Annotated in this window: 18 protein-coding genes; 3 read left to right on the top strand and 15 right to left on the bottom strand. The window is 61.2% G+C overall.

Going from position 1 to position 19081, the window contains the following annotated elements; genetic code table 11:
* Positions 1 to 1461: an IMP dehydrogenase gene (gene guaB, locus PI93_RS16495; protein ID WP_039374351.1), complete on the bottom strand. Its 1461-nt coding sequence runs from the start codon at positions 1459 to 1461 to the stop codon at positions 1 to 3.
* A gap of 284 nt (positions 1462 to 1745) precedes the next feature.
* Here guaB and PI93_RS16500 point away from each other — a divergent pair, with 284 nt between their 5' ends.
* The gene (locus PI93_RS16500; protein ID WP_039374349.1) at positions 1746 to 2675 is read left to right on the top strand and encodes a DMT family transporter; all 930 of its coding nucleotides are present in this window, start codon (positions 1746 to 1748) and stop codon (positions 2673 to 2675) included.
* A gap of 85 nt (positions 2676 to 2760) precedes the next feature.
* Here the strand turns inward: PI93_RS16500 and PI93_RS16505 are convergent, their stop codons facing one another.
* Both PI93_RS16505 and PI93_RS16510 read right to left on the bottom strand, forming a co-directional pair.
* Positions 2761 to 3096, bottom strand: coding sequence for an RnfH family protein (locus PI93_RS16505; RefSeq protein ID WP_039374348.1), 336 nt, complete (start codon positions 3094 to 3096; stop codon positions 2761 to 2763).
* Positions 3086 to 3520, bottom strand: a complete 435-nt coding sequence (locus PI93_RS16510; protein WP_039374347.1) for a type II toxin-antitoxin system RatA family toxin — start codon at positions 3518 to 3520, stop codon at positions 3086 to 3088. The genes PI93_RS16505 and PI93_RS16510 overlap by 11 nt, the downstream gene beginning before the upstream one ends.
* 157 nt (positions 3521 to 3677) lie before the next feature.
* On the opposite strand from PI93_RS16510, the gene smpB reads away from it, so the two are divergent.
* A complete protein-coding gene (smpB, locus tag PI93_RS16515) occupies positions 3678 to 4124 on the top strand; it encodes an SsrA-binding protein SmpB (RefSeq protein WP_039374346.1) in 447 nt (148 codons plus the stop codon).
* Between the two features lie 122 nt (positions 4125 to 4246).
* On the opposite strand, the gene PI93_RS16520 is transcribed toward smpB, so the two are convergent.
* From PI93_RS16520 to ppsA, 3 genes are all read right to left on the bottom strand, one after another.
* A complete protein-coding gene (locus tag PI93_RS16520; protein WP_039374344.1) occupies positions 4247 to 5230 on the bottom strand; it encodes an SPFH domain-containing protein in 984 nt (327 codons plus the stop codon).
* Between the two features lie 198 nt (positions 5231 to 5428).
* Positions 5429 to 5863 (bottom strand): NfeD family protein, encoded by a 435-nt coding sequence (locus PI93_RS16525; protein ID WP_039374342.1) that lies wholly within the window; start codon positions 5861 to 5863, stop codon positions 5429 to 5431.
* Positions 5864 to 6018: 155 nt separating this feature from the next.
* Positions 6019 to 8409 (bottom strand): phosphoenolpyruvate synthase, encoded by a 2391-nt coding sequence (ppsA, locus tag PI93_RS16530; RefSeq protein ID WP_039374341.1) that lies wholly within the window; start codon positions 8407 to 8409, stop codon positions 6019 to 6021.
* Between the two features lie 265 nt (positions 8410 to 8674).
* Between ppsA and ppsR the strand changes: the two genes are divergently transcribed.
* A complete protein-coding gene (gene ppsR / locus PI93_RS16535; protein ID WP_052241009.1) occupies positions 8675 to 9553 on the top strand; it encodes a posphoenolpyruvate synthetase regulatory kinase/phosphorylase PpsR in 879 nt (292 codons plus the stop codon).
* Positions 9554 to 9630: 77 nt separating this feature from the next.
* Here ppsR and PI93_RS16540 read toward each other — a convergent pair whose 3' ends face one another.
* From PI93_RS16540 to rseP, 9 genes are all read right to left on the bottom strand, one after another.
* A complete protein-coding gene (locus PI93_RS16540; RefSeq protein ID WP_039374339.1) occupies positions 9631 to 10410 on the bottom strand; it encodes a TrmH family RNA methyltransferase in 780 nt (259 codons plus the stop codon).
* Entirely contained in the window at positions 10407 to 11042 is a 636-nt protein-coding gene (gene rnhB, locus PI93_RS16545) for a ribonuclease HII (RefSeq protein WP_052241008.1), read from the bottom strand. The genes PI93_RS16540 and rnhB overlap by 4 nt, the downstream gene beginning before the upstream one ends.
* 119 nt (positions 11043 to 11161) lie before the next feature.
* Positions 11162 to 12337 carry a lipid-A-disaccharide synthase gene (gene lpxB / locus PI93_RS16550; RefSeq protein ID WP_039374336.1) on the bottom strand — a complete coding sequence of 392 codons (1176 nt, stop codon included), beginning with the start codon at positions 12335 to 12337 and terminating at the stop codon, positions 11162 to 11164.
* 3 nt (positions 12338 to 12340) lie between these two features.
* A complete protein-coding gene (gene lpxA, locus PI93_RS16555) occupies positions 12341 to 13132 on the bottom strand; it encodes an acyl-ACP--UDP-N-acetylglucosamine O-acyltransferase (protein ID WP_039374334.1) in 792 nt (263 codons plus the stop codon).
* A gap of 17 nt (positions 13133 to 13149) precedes the next feature.
* Entirely contained in the window at positions 13150 to 13608 is a 459-nt protein-coding gene (fabZ, locus tag PI93_RS16560; RefSeq protein ID WP_039374333.1) for a 3-hydroxyacyl-ACP dehydratase FabZ, read from the bottom strand.
* A complete protein-coding gene (gene lpxD / locus PI93_RS16565) occupies positions 13605 to 14675 on the bottom strand; it encodes a UDP-3-O-(3-hydroxymyristoyl)glucosamine N-acyltransferase (RefSeq protein WP_039374461.1) in 1071 nt (356 codons plus the stop codon). The genes fabZ and lpxD overlap by 4 nt, the downstream gene beginning before the upstream one ends.
* Before the next feature lie 14 nt (positions 14676 to 14689).
* Positions 14690 to 15154, bottom strand: coding sequence for an OmpH family outer membrane protein (locus PI93_RS16570; protein ID WP_167525576.1), 465 nt, complete (start codon positions 15152 to 15154; stop codon positions 14690 to 14692).
* A gap of 124 nt (positions 15155 to 15278) precedes the next feature.
* Positions 15279 to 17582, bottom strand: coding sequence for an outer membrane protein assembly factor BamA (bamA, locus tag PI93_RS16575; protein WP_039374331.1), 2304 nt, complete (start codon positions 17580 to 17582; stop codon positions 15279 to 15281).
* 71 nt (positions 17583 to 17653) lie between these two features.
* The gene (rseP, locus tag PI93_RS16580; protein WP_039374330.1) at positions 17654 to 19045 is read right to left on the bottom strand and encodes an RIP metalloprotease RseP; all 1392 of its coding nucleotides are present in this window, start codon (positions 19043 to 19045) and stop codon (positions 17654 to 17656) included.
* Positions 19046 to 19081 lie beyond the last annotated feature (36 nt).

A 19081-nucleotide genomic window follows, 5' to 3' on the forward strand; every position in this document is an offset into this window, starting at 1 on the left:
TTACTCCACGTGGTAGTTGGGGGCTTCCTTCATGATCTGAACATCGTGCACGTGCGATTCGCGCATGCCCGCAGAGGTGATTTCGACAAACTCAGCGTTCTTGTGCAGTTCTTCGATCGACTGGCAACCCAGATACCCCATCGACGAACGAATACCGCCGGTCAGTTGATGGAGAATGGCGTTCACGCTGCCCTTGTAGGCCACACGACCTTCAATCCCTTCCGGCACCAGCTTGTCGGCATTGTTCGCCGGGTCCTGGAAGTAACGGTCAGCGGCGCCGTCCTTCATCGCGCCCACCGAACCCATGCCGCGATAGCTCTTGTACGAACGGCCCTGATACAGGAACACTTCGCCCGGCGCTTCTTCCGTGCCGGAGAACATGCTGCCCATCATCACCGTATGCGCGCCTGCCGCCAGCGCCTTGGCGATGTCGCCCGAGTAGCGGATACCGCCGTCGGCGATCAGCGGAATGCCGGTGCCCTCGAGGGCTTCGGCCACGTTGGCGATTGCCGTGATCTGCGGCACGCCGACACCTGCGACGATACGCGTCGTGCAGATCGAGCCCGGGCCGATACCGACCTTGACCGCATCTGCACCGTGCTCCATCAGCGCGCGTGCCGCACCCGCGGTGGCGATGTTGCCGCCCACCACTTCGATCTGCGGGAAATGCTTCTTGACCCACTGCACGCGGTCGAGCACGCCCTGGCTATGGCCATGCGCCGTGTCCACCACGATCACGTCGACGCCGGCAGCCACCAGCAACTCAACGCGCTCTTCATTGTCCGGGCCTACGCCGACCGCCGCGCCAACGCGCAGCTTGCCGTGTTCGTCCTTGCTTGCGAGCGGGTGCTCGGTCGCCTTCATGATGTCCTTGACCGTCATCAGACCGCGCAGTTCGAAGGCGTCGTTGACGACCAGCACGCGCTCCAGGCGGTGGCTGTGCATCAGATGCTCGGCGTCGGCCGGCGAGGCGCCTTCACGCACGGTGATGAGCTTGTCCTTCGGCGTCATGATCGCGCGCACCGGTTCGTCCAGGCGGCTCTCAAAACGCAGGTCGCGGTTGGTCACGATACCGATAAGCTGAGCGCCTTCGACGACCGGGAAGCCGGAAATGCCGTGCTGACGCGACAGCGCGATCACATCGCGAACCTTCATGTGCGGCGGAATCGTGATCGGGTCACGCAGAACGCCTGACTCAAATCGCTTGACCTTCGAGACTTCCCGCGCCTGCTCGGCCGGCTTCAAATTCTTGTGAATGATGCCGATACCCCCCTGCTGCGCCATGGCAATGGCCAGACGCGCTTCGGTCACCGTATCCATGGCGGCCGACAGCAAAGGCATTTGCAGAGTGATGTTGCGCGTGAGCTTGGTTTTCAGCTTGGCGTCGCGCGGGAGAACGGCGGAGTACGCCGGGACGAGGAGCACGTCATCGAAAGTGAGTGCTTTTTGGATCAGACGCATGGCAAATCCTATAGGCGCAAAATCGAATTATACAGAAATCGCGAGTTGCATGGAACGTCCGCCCCACATGTCAAGGGGCTTTTTCCCCGAGAGACGACTCGGTTTCACACCCGCTCTATTTGCGTCGGCCGCCCGCCCTGCCGAATGCCGGATTTCACAATAGGCAGGCATCGGGCCCATGCTATTCTTGCGCCCTTCCTGCACCGCCCTGACCGGCACAATCGGCGCACTGGACGGCACGGAACACCGACATCTCGACATCACGAACCACGGGCACGAATTTCATGGGGCAAGGCATTTCTTTCGGATTGGCAGCGGGCGCGCTGTGGGGACTGGTCTTTCTGGCCCCCCGCCTGTTGCCCGGCTTCTCGCCACTGGAACTGTCGGCCGCCCGTTACGTGCTTTACGGCCTGGTGTCCGCGATGCTGCTCGCGCCGCTCTGGGCACGCCTGCGGCATACCGTCACGGGGCATGACTGGCGGGCGCTGTTTCGCCTCAGCCTGGTCGGCAATCTGATTTATTACCTGTTTCTTGCCGGCGCAGTGCAGATGGCTGGTATCGCCCCGGCGTCGCTGATCGTGGGCGTGCTGCCCGTCACGGTCACGCTGGTCGGCAGTCGCGATCACGGGGCTATCCCCCTGTCCCGGCTGGCAGGCCCGTTGGCGCTGGTTGCGGCGGGTATCGTCTGCATCAACGTCGACGTCTTTGCCCATGCCTCGGCAAGCGGCGGCGACTGGCGGTTGACGCTCGCGGGCATTGCCTGCGCGGTCGGCGCGCTCGTTAGCTGGACGTGGTATGCGGTGGCCAATGCCCGTTATCTGGCGCGATTCGGGCATTTCACGAGTCAGGAGTGGTCGTTGCTGACGGGCGTCGCCACGGGCGTTCTGGCGCTTGCGTTGGCGATTCCTGCCGTATGGCTGCCACACCCGGTAGCGGCCGACGTGCCTCGCGACTGGCAGATGTTCCTGATCGTAAATATCGCCGTGGCGATTGGCGCATCGACGATCGGCAATGCCTTCTGGAATGCGGCGAGCCGGCGGCTGCCGCTGACCCTGTCGGGCCAGATGATCGTGTTTGAAACGCTGTTCGCGCTGGTCTACGGCTTCCTGTACGAACAGCGCGTGCCGCGCCTGCTGGAACTCGCCGCCATTGTGTTGCTGCTCGCCGGCGTCAGCGCATCGGTACGGTTGCATTCTCGGGGATCGACGCACTGACGCGCGCCTGCGAACCGCAGGGAGACGTCCTCGCTTTGCCCACGTCCTGGCGGCGCAAGCCCGACGCGCTGCCCCCCACAGGCGCTTAGCTACCGCGACGGCTCCCCAGCCATTTCTGCCCTTCCCGGCTTCCTTCGTTGCGGACCTTTTCTACGCGTCGCTGACGTGCCAGCTTGGGATCGGCATTGAGCCCGCGATAGATTTCGATGCGATCACCCGGCTCCACTGCGGCATCGAGCGTTCGCACTTTGCCGAAGACACCCGCTTTCATGCGTGCAAGATCGAGCTCCGGGAAACGTTGCAGCACGCCACTGCGCTCAATCGCATCGCGCATCGTCGCACCGGCCGGCAACGTCAATGGGATAATCGTCTGCTGTGCAGGCAGCGCGTAGCAGACTTCGACGCTCAGCTCATTTGACATACACAGCCTCCGCACGCTTGACGAAGGCGTCCACGAACGTATTGGCGATGTGGCTGAACACCGGCCCGATGACCTTCTCAAGCAGGAAATTCGCAAACTCGTAGTGAAGGCCGAACTCGATCTTGCAGGCATTCTCACGCAGCGCGGTGAACTTCCATGTGCCGTGAAAACGCTTGAAAGGGCCTTCGACGAAGGTCATCTGAATGGAGTGCGGACGCTCCTGAATATTGCGCGTCGCGAATGAATGCTTGAGGCCCTTGAAGTCGATGAGCAGCGACGCCTCCATGCTGTGCTCGTCCTGATGCCGAATTTCGACACCGCCGCACCAAGGCAGGAATTTGGGGTAATCGGCGACATTGGTCACCAGGTCGTACATCTGCTCATCGGAGAAATGCACGAGAACGGTTTTACTGACTTCGGCCATCGTCTGTCGGGCGAGGTGCTCTTGCAACACATGCGCAATCGGTACTGCTTCGATCTACGCGTGTCGCAAGCCGCCTCTTGCCGAGACTCTTTGTTAAAATCGCTATTTTACCCGAGCCCGACTCACCGGGTCCGACCAAGTTACCCGCCAAGGATCCATGAGCATCATTGACAACAAGAAAGCCTTCTTCGATTACTTCATCGAGGAGCGATACGAAGCCGGGATCGCACTCGAGGGGTGGGAAGTCAAGGCAATTCGCGCCGGGCGGGCGCAGATCAAGGAAGGCTATGTCGTCATCAAGAACGGCGAGATCTTTCTGATCGGCACGCATATCAGCCCATTGCAGACGGCATCGACACACATCAAGCCTGACCCTGTTCGCACACGCAAGCTCCTGCTCAAAGCCGACGAAATCAAGAAACTCATCGGCAAAGTGGAGCAACGTGGCTATACGCTCGTCCCACTTAACCTGCACTACAGCAAAGGTCTGGTGAAATGCGAGATCGGACTAGCCAAGGGCAAGAAGCTTCACGACAAGCGCGAAACCGAAAAGAAGCGCGACTGGGACCGCGAAAAAGCACGTTTGATGCGCACGCCCACCTGAGTCACTCGAACGGAATGGCGCACGCGATACGACCAACGCAATTCACACGCTTCCCCGCCACGAAAAGAAAACGGCCCATCAAGGGCCGTTTTTCATTGCTGCGCTGGCACTGCTACGCCCGTTTAGCGCCGGGGATTCGAATTGCCGAATCCGCCAACACCACCGCCATCGCTACCGGTGGTCGATCCCCCCTCGGTGCCGCGAACGATCTTGAGCGCCGAAGCAATCATGCCACTCAAGTCCGTGAGATTGCCCGGCACAATCAACGTATTGTTCGTTTTGGCGAGCTTGCTGAATGCATCGACGTATTGTTCTGCCACCTTGAGATTGACGGCTTCCATGCCGCCCTGCGTCTGAATCGCCGTCGCAATCTTGTGGATGGCCTCAGCGTTTGCCTCCGCCACCGCCAGAATGGCCGATGCTTCCCCCTGCGCCTGATTGATCGCCGCCTGACGCTCCCCTTCCGACTTCTGGATGGCTGCCTCACGTGCACCAGACGCCAGGTTGATCTGCTCCTGCCGCTTGCCTTCCGATGCTGCGATCAGCGCGCGCTTCTCACGCTCGGCCGTGATCTGTGCCTGCATGGCATGCAGAATCTCTTTCGGCGGAGTGAGATCTTTGATCTCATAACGCAGCACCTTCACTCCCCAGTTCGCCGCCGCTTCGTCGAGTGCATTCACCACGCTATGGTTGATGAAAGCCCGCTCTTCGAACGTCTTATCGAGTTCGAGCTTGCCGACCACGCTACGCAACGTCGTTTGCGCCAACTGCGTGATGGCCACAATGTAGTTGCTCGAGCCATACGATGCCTTCATCGCATCGGTCACCTGGAAATACAGAATCCCGTCAACTTGCAGTTGCGTGTTGTCCTTGGTGATACACACCTGGCTCGGCACGTCGAGCGGCACTTCCTTGAGCAAATGCTTGTAGGCCACGCGATCGACGAACGGCACGACGATCGAAAGCCCCGGCGTGAGGGTCGCATGGTACTTGCCGAGACGCTCGATGACCCAGGCGTGCTGCTGCGGCACAATCTTGATCGAGCGCGCCGCAATGATCACGGCGATGATGAAAATAATAAACGCGACGTTGGATAGATCGAACATGTTTCCCCCTGAAGCGCCCGCCGTGCCGGCGGGCTGGTTCCCCGTCCCGCAATGGCGGGCAATGCATCGTAACGGAACTCGAGCCAGAACCGGCTTACCATCCCGAAAACGAGCGATCCCTTAGCAGGTAATGAGGTAATTCCTACGACCGGACCGACTCACGGACACCCGTCGTGCTGCCATTTGATCATCGCCCCGTCACGTTGCCACGTGTGCCACGAACAATCGGCTGCCACGCACCTCTCGAATGACGAACCAGCCTGCGTCGGCAGGTTCACCGGGCATTAGCTCGACATCCCACTCAGCACCGCGATACATCGCTCGCGTGCGGCCGTCGGCCTGCCATGTGTCGACGTGAAGCTGCTGCCCAATATCCAGATTGGTGTTGGGGTCCGCTGTCGCGTCGACCTTGATACGCCGCTGACCAAATCGGCTGCGGCGCAGCAGCCAGACAGCCACGCCCGCCACCACCGCGGCGATCACCAACTGCAACGGCCAGTCGATACGCAAGACTGCCGCGATGCCGCCGGCCGTCATGCCGAGCGCCACCATCAAGAGATAGAACGTTCCGCTCGCCAGCTCCAGCACCACGGTCAATCCGGCTACGCCGAACCAAAGCCAAGCCTGTTCCATCGCAACTCCCAGACACAAAAAAACCCCGGTATATACCGGGGTTTATAGCACGAAACCCACCTATCGGCGCGCGCGTCCCGAGGGACTTGCCTGCCTTTCGGTGGCGTCCGAGATGCCGCTCGGACGCATCCCAATTCAGGTTCTGATCGTGACGATTACTTCGCCAGCTTGGCGAGTTGTTGCCACGTTTCGATGACCGTGTCCGGGTTGAGCGACATCGACGCAATGCCTTCCTTCGCCAGCCACTCGGCCAGATCCGGATGATCCGACGGGCCCTGACCGCAGATGCCAACGTACTTGCCCTTGGACAGGCACGCCTGAATCGCGCGGCTCAGCATGAACTTCACTGCCGGGTCGCGTTCGTCGAAGTCCTTGGCCAGCAATTCCATACCGGAATCGCGGTCCAGACCCAGCGTCAGCTGCGTCAGGTCGTTCGAACCGATCGAGAAACCGTCGAAGAACTCGAGGAACTCGTCGGCCAGAATCGCGTTCGACGGCACTTCGCACATCATCACCAGCTTCAGACCGTTCTCACCACGCTTCAGACCGTAGCCCGCCAGCATGTTGACCACTCGTTCGGCCTGACCCAGCGTGCGCACGAACGGCACCATGATCTCGACGTTGGTCAGCCCCATTTCGTCACGCACGCGCTTGAGTGCACGGCATTCCATCTCGAACGCTTCGGCGAAGTCTTCCGAGATGTAGCGCGAAGCGCCACGGAAACCCAGCATCGGGTTTTCTTCGTCCGGCTCGTAACGCGAACCGCCGATGAGCTTCTTGTACTCGTTGGACTTGAAGTCCGACAGACGCACGATCACGCTCTTCGGATAGAAGGCAGCGGCGATCGTGGCGATGCCTTCGGCCAGCTTGTCGACGTAGAACGCGCGCGGCGATGCGTGACCCCGCGCCACCGATTCGACCGCCTTCTTCAGGTCCGCGTCGATGTTCGGGTACTCGAGAATCGCGCGCGGATGCACACCGATGTTGTTGTTGATGATGAATTCCAGACGCGCCAGACCCACCCCTTCGTTCGGCAGTTGCGCGAAATCGAAAGCGAGTTGCGGGTTGCCCACGTTCATCATGATCTTCACCGGGATCTTCGGCATTTCGCCGCGCTGGATCTCGGTGATTTCGGTCTCGAGCAGACCGTCGTAAATCTTGCCTTCGTCGCCTTCGGCACAGGAAACGGTCACGAGTGCGCCGTCCTTGAGCACGTCGGTGGCATCACCGCAACCCACCACGGCCGGGACACCCAGCTCACGCGCGATGATCGCCGCGTGGCAGGTACGGCCGCCACGGTTGGTCACGATGGCCGAAGCACGCTTCATCACCGGCTCCCAGTTCGGGTCGGTCATGTCGGCCACCAGCACGTCGCCCGGCTGCACACGCTCCATCTCGCTCGGGTCCATGATCACGCGCACCGGACCTGCACCGATCTTCTGACCGATGGCACGACCCGTCGCCAGCACCGGGGCATCGCCCTTGAGCTTGAAGCGTTGTTCGACCTTGCCGGCCGCCTGGCTCTTCACCGTTTCCGGGCGTGCCTGCAGGATGTAGATCTTGCCATCCTTGCCGTCCTTGCCCCACTCGATGTCCATCGGACGACCGTAGTGCTTTTCGATGATCAGCGCAAACTTGGCCAGCTCGACGCAATCGTCATCGGTGATCGAGTAACGGTTGCGCAGCTCCATCGGCACATCGATCGTCTTCACGCGGCCCGGCTCGCCCGGTTGCGTGAATTCCATCTTGAGGAGCTTCGAGCCGAGCGTACGGCGAATCACCGGGTACTTGCCGGCCTCGAGCGTCGGCTTGAAGACGTAGAACTCGTCCGGATTCACGGCCCCCTGCACGACCGTCTCACCCAGGCCATAGCTGGCGGTGATGAAGACGACGTCCTGGAAACCCGACTCCGTGTCGATCGTGAACATCACGCCCGACGCGCCGCAGTCCGAGCGGACCATGCGTTGCACACCGGCCGACAACGCCACTTCCGCGTGCGTGAAGCCCTTGTGGACACGATACGAGATGGCGCGATCGTTATACAGCGAGGCGAACACGTGCTTCATACGGTCCAGCACATCTTCGATGCCGACGACGTTCAGATAGCTTTCCTGCTGACCGGCAAACGAGGCATCGGGCAGATCTTCGGCAGTTGCCGACGAACGCACGGCGAACGAGGCGTCCGGCTGGTCGGCCGTGAGACGCGCGAACTGCTCGCGGATGTCCTTCTCGAGCTGCGGTTGCAGCGGTGCGTCGACGATCCATTGACGGATCTCGGCACCGGCTTGCGCGAGCGCCTTGACGTTGTCCACGTCGAGACCCTCGAGGCGTTGGGCAACGCGCTCGGTCAGATTGTTGTGCTGGAGGAACTCGCGGAATGCGAAAGACGTCGTGGCGAAGCCACCCGGCACGCGCACGCCGGCGCCCGCCAGTTGGCTGATCATTTCGCCAAGCGATGCATTCTTGCCGCCGACCGACTCGACGTCGGTCATGCGCAGATGCTCAAACGGCACCACGTAGGCGCCGTCGTGTGCTGCGTTAGTCATAAAAGCCCCTAAGGTAAGAAAAAAAATTCTCGGCGGATCGGTGGGGACTGACATGGACCGATCGACCTGTTGGATAAGAAATCGCGCCTTGGCAACGTCGGGAACCAGGGGCTAGCACCCGACGACTTGCAGCGAACCATCGGAATTTCCCGCCGTGCCCCGCCAGACGGGCCTCCGGCCGGGCGGCGCGCTATGGTTGCGCAATTGCTTATCCAACAAGTTGCCGCTATTCTACCGTGCAATGCACCATTTTGCGATTCTGCGCATGAGCGACTCCTCGACTACCGGAAATTCCCCCACGCCCCCCGCTGCAGCGGCCAAACCGGTCACGGCACGTCCAGTCTTCATCGTGTCGGACGGCACGGGAATTACCGCCGAAACGTTCGCGCATTCGATCCTCGCGCAATTCGAGATGCGTTTTCGTCAGATTCGCGTTCCGTTCGTGGATTCCGTCGATAAAGCCTATGAGACGGCGCAACGGATCAATGAAATGTATCGGACCGAAAATGTGCGCCCGATCATTTTCAGCACGCTCGTCGACGCGCGCGCCAACGAGATCCTGCGCAATTGCCACGGCGTGATTCTGGACATGTTCCAGACGTTCATCGAACCGCTGGAACTGGAACTCGGGCTCAAGTCGATGCACGCCATCGGCCGTGTTCACCAGAACGCCGATAGCGAGGCGTACAAGAACCGGATCGAGGCCGTGAACTTCTCGCTCGCGCACGACGACGGGCAGTCCAACAAGAACCTGCAAAGTGCCGACGTGATTCTCGTCGGCGTGTCGCGCAGCGGCAAGACGCCGACGACGCTCTACCTCGCCATGCAATACGGCGTGAAAGCCGCGAACTACCCGTTGATTCCGGAAGACTTCGAGCGCGAGCGGTTACCCTCCACGCTCGACCAGTACAAGGAAAAGATCTTCGGGTTGTCCATCGATCCGCAACGGCTCTCCGAGATCCGCAACGAGCGACGTCCGGGCAGCAAGTATGCGTCGCTGGAAAATTGCCGGTACGAGGTCAACGAGGCCGAGGCCATGATGCGCCGCGAGGGTATCAAGTGGCTGTCGTCGACGCACAAGTCGATCGAGGAAATCGCCACGACCATCCTGCAGGAAATCAAATTGGAGCGCGACGTCTACTGACGTCTGCCGGCCGCGCCAACGCAAAAGGGACGCTATCGCGTCCCTTTTGTTTGCATCGTCCCCTAGCGCGACCCCGCTCAGTCCAGTCGTTGACGCACCGCCTCGAACAGGCAGATCGCGGCACACGCCGCCACGTTGAGCGACTCCATGCCCCCCGGCTGCGGAATGCGGATCGGCGTCTGCACGCGTTCCAGCCAATGCGGCGACACGCCAGCGCCTTCGTTGCCGAAGATCCACGCGACAGGTGCGTGCAGATCCTGCGCGTATAGCGTCGTGCTGGCCTGCAGACTCGTTGCCAGCAAGGGCACCGACAGACGAGGCGCGAGCGAATCCGGCGTGCAATGCTCCACGATATTCAGCGAGAAATGCGCGCCCATGCCCGCACGCAACACCTTGCTCGACCAGGCGAGTGCCGTGCCCGACATGCAATACACGTCGTGCACGCCAGCGGCCGCCGCGCTGCGCAGAATCGAACCCACGTTACCGGCGTCCTGTACGGCGTCGAGGATGACGCAGTCCGTCGTTTGCGACGTCGGCAGATGCCCGGACGGCATCTCTACAACGAACAGCAGCGGCACGCCATTGACCAGCGTCGACAACGGCTCGAACAGCGCGTGCGGCAAGCACACACGACGCTCCGCCGCTACCCTCGCCCAGATTTGCGCGACTTCGTCGTTCTCAAGCGCAGATTCCGCCGCCACGCAAACGAGCGGTTGCCCCAACGCACCGAGATAGGCGTCGGCCAAATGCACGCCTTCGAGCAATGTCTGACCGAGCTTGCGGCGCTGCGGGTTCGACTGCGCCAATTGCTTCAGACGCTTGTAGAACGGATTGTCTTTGGAACTGATGAGCTTCATGACGTGCGGACCACGCGGGAGACGGTGAGCACGCCGAAGACTTCGAACGCCTCTCGCACCGGCGCAAACGACTGGCGATGATGCGGACTGGGGCCATGCACACGCAGTGCCTCGAGATGACGCGGCGTGCCGTAACCGACATGCTCGTCGAAACCGTATTGCGGAAATTCTTCGTGCAGGGCCACCAATTGACGGTCGCGCGTGACCTTGGCAAGAATCGACGCCGCCGAGATCGCGGGCACCTTATCGTCACCCTTGACGATGGCCTCAGCGCGCATCGGCAAGGCGGGGCAACGATTGCCATCGATGAGCGCCAACGTGGGGACACGCGACAAACCGGTGACGGCACGCTGCATCGCGAGCATCGTGGCGTGGAGAATGTTCAGGGAATCGATTTCCGCGACGCTCGCCTCGGCGATGCAATACGCAAGTGAGCGTTCCACGATTTCCTCATAGAGCGCTTCACGTCGCTGCGCCGTGAGCTTCTTCGAGTCCGCCAGCCCCTTGATGGGACGCGACGGATCGAGAATGACGGCCGCCGTCACCACCGGTCCGGCGAGCGGGCCGCGCCCTACCTCGTCGACACCACAGGTCAGGTCGGCGGCGACGTCTGCAAACAGATCAAGCGCCATTTGCGGCAACGATGCCTTGGCGGCGCGTGTGCGCGACTTGGCAGCGACGGGCGTGACGGGACTGACGCCGTCGACCGCAGCCACTTTTCGCCCCCCGCGACGCCCTTTGACTTCCGTACTCATATGCACCCTTTCTCGCGCAAGACGCGCTCGATCACTTCCGCCGAGCGTGCCGCCGTGTTTTGACGCAGTTGCTCGTGAATCTTCGTGAAGCGTGCCTGCAGCGATTCGCGCAACGCAGGATCGGTCAATTGCTTCCAGACGGCGTCGGCGAGCGCTTCCGGTGTGGCGAAGTGTTGCAGCAATTCCGGCACGACGAATTCACCCGACAAAATGTTTGGCAAGCCAACGTAGGGCAAGTACCCCTGACGCTTCATGATCTGCGCCGTCAACCAGGGCACCTTGTACGAGATGACCATCGGCTTCTTATACAGCGCCGCTTCGAGCGTAGCGGTACCACTGGCGAGCAGCACGCTGTCTGCGGCTTCAAGCGCCAGGGGCGCCCGGCCATCGGTCACCGTCAGATTGAGATCGCTGTGCGCATCGAAGATCGGCTGCATCAGCGTGCGCAACCGGGGCGTTGCTGCCGGGAGCACGAAGCGAATCGACGGGTCGCGCTTCGCCAGCAACCGCATGGCCGCGAAAAACACCGGCGTGAGACGTTGCACCTCCGACGTGCGGCTCCCCGGCAAAATCGCGACGACCGGGCCGTGCCCCTGGAGGGCGAGCTTGGCTCGCGCGCCGGCGACATCGGGCACCATCGGAATCTTGTCCGCCATCGGATGGCCAACGAAGGTCGCGTCGATACCCGCCCGGTGATAAATCTCCGGCTCGAACGGGAACAGGCACAGCATGTGATCGACCGCGCGTTTGATCTTCTTAATGCGTCCGCCGCGCCAGGCCCAGATCGACGGGCTCACGAAATGAATCGTGGGAACGCCCGCTTCACGCAGCTGGATTTCGAGGTCGAAGTTGAAGTCGGGCGCATCGAACCCAACGAATGCCAGCGGCTTGTCTGCCAGCCAGCGCTCGCGAAGTTGCTTGCGAATCGAAAGAATCTCGCGCAGATGCTTGATGACTTCGACATAGCCCATGACAGAGAGCTTGTCGATCGGCCAATAGGCGTCGAAGCCCTCTTCCGCCATGTGCGGACCACCGACACCAGCGTAGGTGATGTCGGCAGGAAGACTCTGCTTGAGGCCGGCAAGGACATTGCCGGCAATGAGATCGCCGGACAGCTCCCCGGCCACCATCGCCAGGGTTCGCTGGCCGGCGCCGGGAAGGGTCGGCTGCATAGGTCAGCGCACGATACCGCGCGTGCTGCTGTTAAGGAAATCGAGCAGCGAACGCACGGCGTCGAAGACATCCGGCGCTCCCGCGTTGCCAAAAGCCTCGATCTGCACCTTTGCCTCGTCCAGCGTCAGGCCGCTCTTGTAGAGCAACTTGTAAGCGTGACGCAGCGCGGTGATGGCGTCAGCCGAGAAGTTGCGACGACGCAGACCTTCCACGTTGATGCCGTAAGGCACAGCGCGGTCGCCCGACGCAATCACGAACGGCGGCACGTCCTGCACGAGCACCGACGCCCCGCCCACCATCGAATGCGCGCCGATGCGCACAAACTGATGCACGCCAGTCATGCCGCCAATGATCGCCCAGTCGTCGACACGGACGTGGCCGGCCATTTGCGCATTGCTCGAGAACACCGTGTGGTTACCCACATGGCAATCGTGGGCAATGTGGACATAAGCCATGATCCAGTTGTCGTCGCCGACGCTGGTCAGGCCGCCGTCCTGCACGGTACCGGTGTGGATGGTCGTGAATTCGCGGATGGTATTGCGATCGCCAATGACAAGCCTTGTCGGCTCGCCGGCGTACTTCATGTCCTGGGGACTGCCGCCAATCGACGCGAACGGGCCAATCTTGTTGCCCTCGCCCAGCGTCGTATGACCGTCGACAACCGTATGCGCCAGAATCTGCGTACCGGCGCCAACCGTCACGTTCGCGCCGACGATCGCATAGGGGCCAACAGTGACATCGTCGGCGAGTTGCGCTTTCGGATCGACGACTGCGGTGGGATGAATGTTGGTCATGAGCGTCTCAGTTCCGGTTATTCGCCGTTCTTCTTGACCATGCACATGAACTCGGCTTCCGCGGCGAGCTTGCCGTCTACCAACGCCTTGCCCTTGAACTTGTAGAAGCCGCGGCGCTCGCTCAGGAAATCGACGTCGAGCACGAGTTGATCACCCGGTTCGACCGGACGCTTGAAGCGAACGCTGTCGATGCCCACGAAGTAATAGAGCGTGTTCTCGTCGTGCACCGCCTCTTCCGAGAACGTGAGCAGCGCGGCGGCTTGCGCCAGTGCTTCAACGATCAGGACGCCCGGCATCACCGGACGTTGCGGATAATGGCCCGTGAAGTACGGCTCATTGATCGTGACGTTCTTGATGACCTTGATGTTCTTGTGCGGCTCCAGGCCAATCACGCGGTCCACCATCAGCATCGGATACCGATGCGGCAGCAGCTTCATGATCTTGTGGATGTCGATAGTAATAGTGGTCTCGCTCATTTGTCTTGCAGGTCTTTGACCTTCGCTTCAAGTTGACGCACGCGATCACGCATCTTGTCCAGATTGCGCATGATGGCCGCGTTTTTGTTCCATTCGGCATTCGGAATTGCCGGAAACGCGCTGGTATAGGTACCGGGGCCAGGAATCGATTTCGACACCCCCGATTTGGCGGTCACGATGACCCGGTCGCCAATCGTCACATGCCCGGCCACGCCCACGGCACCGCCCAGCATGCAGAATTTCCCGATAGTACTGCTGCCGGCGATGCCCGTACATGCGGCAATCACCGTGTAGGCGCCAACGCGCACGTTATGCGCGATCTGCACCTGATTGTCGATCTTGCAGCCGCGTTCGATCACCGTATCGGCCATCGCGCCGCGATCGATGGAGGTCGACGCGCCGATTTCGACGTCGTCCTCGATCACCGCACGCCCCACCTGGGGAATCTTCACCCATTCGCCGCCCGTGGCGGAAAAATCCGGCGCGAATCCGAAACCGTCGGAGCCGATCACGGCGCCCGCGTGAATCACGCAACGCGCACCGATCACACTCGTGTGATACAGCGTGGCGTTCGGATAAACGAGCACGTCGTCGCCCAGCGTGGTGCCACGACCGACGAACACGTTCGCCACCAGACGCACTCGCTCGCCCAGACGCGCACCCGCCTCGATCACCACATTCGGGCCGATGACACACGAGGCCGGCACAACGGCCGTCGGATCGACGACAGCGCTCGGATGAACGCCCGCCGGCGACACAGGTGTCGCCGCTTGCGCGAACATTTGCGACACGCGCGCGAAGTACGCATAGGGGTTCGGCGCGATGATCCACGCGCGGCCCTCATGCGACGGCAGCTTGTCGTAGTCGGCTTTGGAGAGAATCACGGCCGCCGCGCCCGAATTGGGCACTTCGGCGAGATACAGTGGATTGGACAGAAACGCGAGCTGATTCGCGCCCGCGCGATCGAGCGGCGCCAGACCATCGACCGTGACTTCGCCGTCCCCCACCAGGTCGCCGCCGAAACGCGCGACCAGTTGAGCCAGCGAAACCGACGGCAATGCCGGCATCGACGACGCGCCCGTCACTTGCCGCCGGTGCCGCCCCCCGAACTTGCGTTCAGAGTCTTGAGCACCTTGTCGGTAATGTCGATACGCGGACTCACGTAAACCGCTTCCTGCACGATCAGATCGTACTTCTCGGTCTCTGCGATCTGCTTGATGACTCGATTGGCACGATCGAGCACGGCCGCGAGCTCTTCGTTACGACGCTGATTCAGGTCTTCACGAAACTCGCGCTGCTTGCGCTGGAATTCAGTGTCGGCGGCAGCCAGATCGCGCTGACGCTTGGCGCGCTCGGCATCGGACAACGTCGGATTGTCCTTGTCGAGCTTGTCCGACATCGCCTTGAGACGTTGCGCCATCGACTGCAGATCCCCGTCCCGCTTGGAGAACTCGGCTTCGAGTTTGGCTTGTGCGGCCTTGGCCGGTGCCGAATCGCGAAGAATGCGATCCGAATTGACAGCGGCGATGCGCGCATCCTGGGCCATGGCGGCAAAAGCCGCACCAGCCAGCAACGCCGCGGCGACGCCGCGAAGGCAATGCTTACGGATACCGTTCAATGTAATACCCCTTACAACGATGAAACGTTCGGAACCGGTCGATGCGCCGTCGTTAGAACGACGTACCCACCTGGAACTGGAATTTCTGATACTGGTCGCCCGTCTTCTTGACGAGCGGGAAGCCCATCGAGAGCTTGAGCGGGCCAATCGGTGAAATCCACGACAGGCCGAAACCGTAAGAATAGCGCAGGTTATTGAAGGTAATCGCCTGGCCGTTATCGAATACGTTACCGCCATCGAGGAACGTGAAGATACGCAGCGTGCGGTCATAACCCGTGCCCGGCAGCGGGAACGTCAATTCGATGTTACCGATCAGCTTCGACGCCCCCCCCAGCGGTTCGCCGTTGGTGTCCTTCGGACCCAGCGAGCTCGGTTCATAACCCCGCACCGAACCGATACCACCCGCGAAGTAGTTCTTGAAGATCGGGAACGGCTGACCGCCCAAACCGTGGCCATAACCGACTTCGCCGTTCAATGCCAGCGTGAAGCCACGGCTCACCGGGTAGTAGTACTGGTGCTGGTAGTACGCACGGAAGTACTTGGTCGTGCCGATCGGCGTACCAATTTCAAGGTTCGCCTGCTGATAGTGACCGCGGTTCGGGATCAGCGCGCTGTCACGCGAATCGCGCGACCAGCCCACCGTCAGCGGATAGTTGTTGCTGACGTAACCGAACTGGTTGGCGTAATCGATATAACGCTGCGGCGTCGTGCCGTCGCTCGTCAGGTGCAGACGCGTCTGTTCGAAGCCAATGCCGAAGAACACCGTGTCGACTTCCGAGAACGGCACACCGAACTTCAGGTTACCGCCCAGCGTGTTGATACGGAAATCCGAATCGCTCGTGAGCAGCAGCGGCTGATACGTGCGGTAGTAGATATCGGTGATGCGGCTCACGCCGTCGACCGTGAAGTACGGATCGACTTGCGTGACAGCCAACGTGCGGTAGGTCTTACCGGTATTCACGTTCACCGACAGCGACGTACCCGAACCGAACACGTTGTCCTGGCTGACACCGGCCTGCAGCACCACCTTGTCGGTCGACGAGAAGCCTGCCCCCACGTTGATCGTGCCGGTCGGCTTTTCTTCCACCTTGACCTGCAGATCCACCTGATCGTTGGACCCGGCGACCGGCTCGGTCGTGACGTTCACATCGGTGAAGTAGCCCAGGCGGTTGATACGGTCCTGCGACAGCTTGAGGCGGTCGGCGTCGTACCACGAGCTTTCGAGTTGGCGCAGTTCGCGGCGAATCACTTCGTCGCGCGTGCGCGAGTTGCCCACGATGTTGATCTTGCGAACGTACACGCGACGGCCCGGATCGATCGTCAGCGCCAACGCCACCGTGTGGTTGTTGCGATCGATCGTCGGCTGCGCATTCACATTGGCAAACGCGAAGCCGTAGTTACCGAGCAAATCGGAAATGGCTTTCGTGCTGGCTTGCAGCTTGGCTGCGGAGAACGTGTCGCCCGCCTTCAATTGCACGAGCTTCTGGATGTCGTCCTGCTTGCCCAGCATCTCGCCGCCAAGCTTCACGTCCGACACCTTGTACGGCTCGCCTTCGTGGACGTTGATCGTCAGGAACATTTCGTCCTTGTCCGGCGTGATCGACACGTCGGTGGAGTCGATGTTGAATTCCAGATAGCCGCGGTTCAGATAGAACGAACGCAGCTTTTCCAGATCGCCCGTGAGTTTGTCCTTGGAGTACAGGTCGTTCTTCGAATACCACGACAGCCAGTTCGGCGTGCCGAGCTCCATTTCCGCCATCAGATCCGACGACGAGAACGCCTTGTTGCCCACGAAGTTGATCTGCTGGATCGTTGCCTTCGGGCCTTCGGTCACGGCGAACTGGATACCCACGCGGTTACGCTCGAGCGGCGTGACCGTCGTCTTCACCTCGGCAGCGTAGTAACCGCGCGTAAGGTATTGACGCTTGAGTTCCTGTTCCGACTTGTCGAGCAGGTTGCGGTCGAAGGTGCGGCCTTCGGTCAGGCCGACCGAGCGCAATGCCTTCTTCAAACCGTCTTTGTCGAATTCCTTGATACCGAGGAAGTCGATGGAAGCAATCGCGGGACGCTCGTTGACGTGCACCACCAGCACGCTGCCTTGCGCTTCAACGCTCACGTCCGAGAACAGGCCCGTTGCATAAAGGGCACGAATTGCTTCGGTGCCCTTATCGTCGTTGAACTTGTCACCCGGCTTGACCGGCAAGTACGAGAACACGGTACCGGGTTCGATGCGCTGCAAGCCCTCCACTCGGATATCCTTGACCACGAACGGCTCGACGGCGCGTGCCAGGAAACTGTGTGCCGCCAGAACCGCAATCACCAGGGTCTTCGGAACAAGGTGGTATTTATTCGACAACTTGCTTCCCCAAGAAACAATTGAATCGTAAAAACTCGGATTTGCCTGCGACGGCAGGCTCGTGACGCTGTCTAGTGCAGCAACTTCGACAGGTCATTGAAAAGTGCTACGGCAGAGAGCGCAAGGATGCAAACGATGCCCACTCGTTGCAGCGCGCCCTGCCACCGCTCGGAAACTGCCCGACCGGTAATCGCTTCGACCGCATAATATAACAGATAGCCACCGTCCAAAACGGGAATTGGTAACAGATTCAATACGCCCAGGCTAATGCTGACAAGCGCGAGAAAGGCGACGAAATAATCCAGCCCGAGTCTGGCCGATCGCCCCGCATAGTCCGCAATCGTCACCGGCCCGCTCAAATTCTTCAGCGATGCCTGGCCGGTGATCATCTTTCCAAACATGCGCACGCTGAACGCCGTGACATCCCACGTGCGTTGCGCCCCACGCCCGATCGCCTCGAACAACCCGTAGCGCACCGTGACCGTGTCGACCTGGCTGGCCAGTGCCGCGCCGATCTTGCCGACGCGCGCGCCGCCCGCTTCGGCCGGGTCGACCTCAGCACTGGGTGTCAGCGTGACGTTGCGCAAAGCGCCGTCACGTCGCACGGTGAGCGTCATCGGTTTGCCCGGATGCGCACGCACCGCATCCACGAGTACCTTGGCCGATCCGACGGGACTGCCATCGATGGCCGTGACCTCGTCACCGACGCGCAGCCCGGCAAGACCTGCGGCCCCACCCGCCATCAGTTGCCCGACCTTGACGCGCGCCGTCGGCACCAGCCCGATGCGCTGCATGAAATCCTGCTCGCTGTCGGCATCGAACTGCTGACCGGCGGCATCCAGCATGTATTCCGCGCGGCCATCGCGAGTCCGCGCCACGAGGGTGACGCGCTGGCCGTCGATCACCGGATCCACCAGACGCCAGCGAAGATCCTCCCAGGAACGCACGGGGACCTCGTCGCCAACGGCCTCGTCGGAACGGCTCCCGTTCTCGCGCACGCCGGTAATCAACTCACCGCCGGACAGGCCTGCACGCGCCGCCAGGGTGCCGGCCGCCGGTGGCGCAATACGCGCGACGGGCTCGGTCACACCGGCCAGATTCAGGCCGGCATAAAGGGCAATGGCAAGCAGGAAGTTCGCAACCGGCCCCGCCGCGACAATGGCAAAGCGCTTGTAGACCGATTGATGGTTAAACGCCCGCGTGCGATCTTCGGGGGCCACGATCTGCGTCTCGTCACGCTCGTCGAGCATTTTGACGTAGCCGCCCAGCGGCAACGCGCAAACGGTCCATTCGGTCCGGTCACGGCCCATCGTCCACTTGATCAATGGCAGGCCAAACCCGACCGAAAACCGCAGCACCTTCACGCCGCACAGTCGCGCAACGGTGTAATGGCCCAACTCATGGAATACCACCAGCACGCCAATGGCGACGGCAAATGCGAGCAGCGTGGTCAGCAGAGTCATGAGCGAATTCGAGCCCCGGGGACGTTACGACATGGA

Source organism: Pandoraea fibrosis (genome assembly GCF_000807775.2).
In the GTDB taxonomy this organism is placed as follows: domain Bacteria; phylum Pseudomonadota; class Gammaproteobacteria; order Burkholderiales; family Burkholderiaceae; genus Pandoraea; species Pandoraea fibrosis.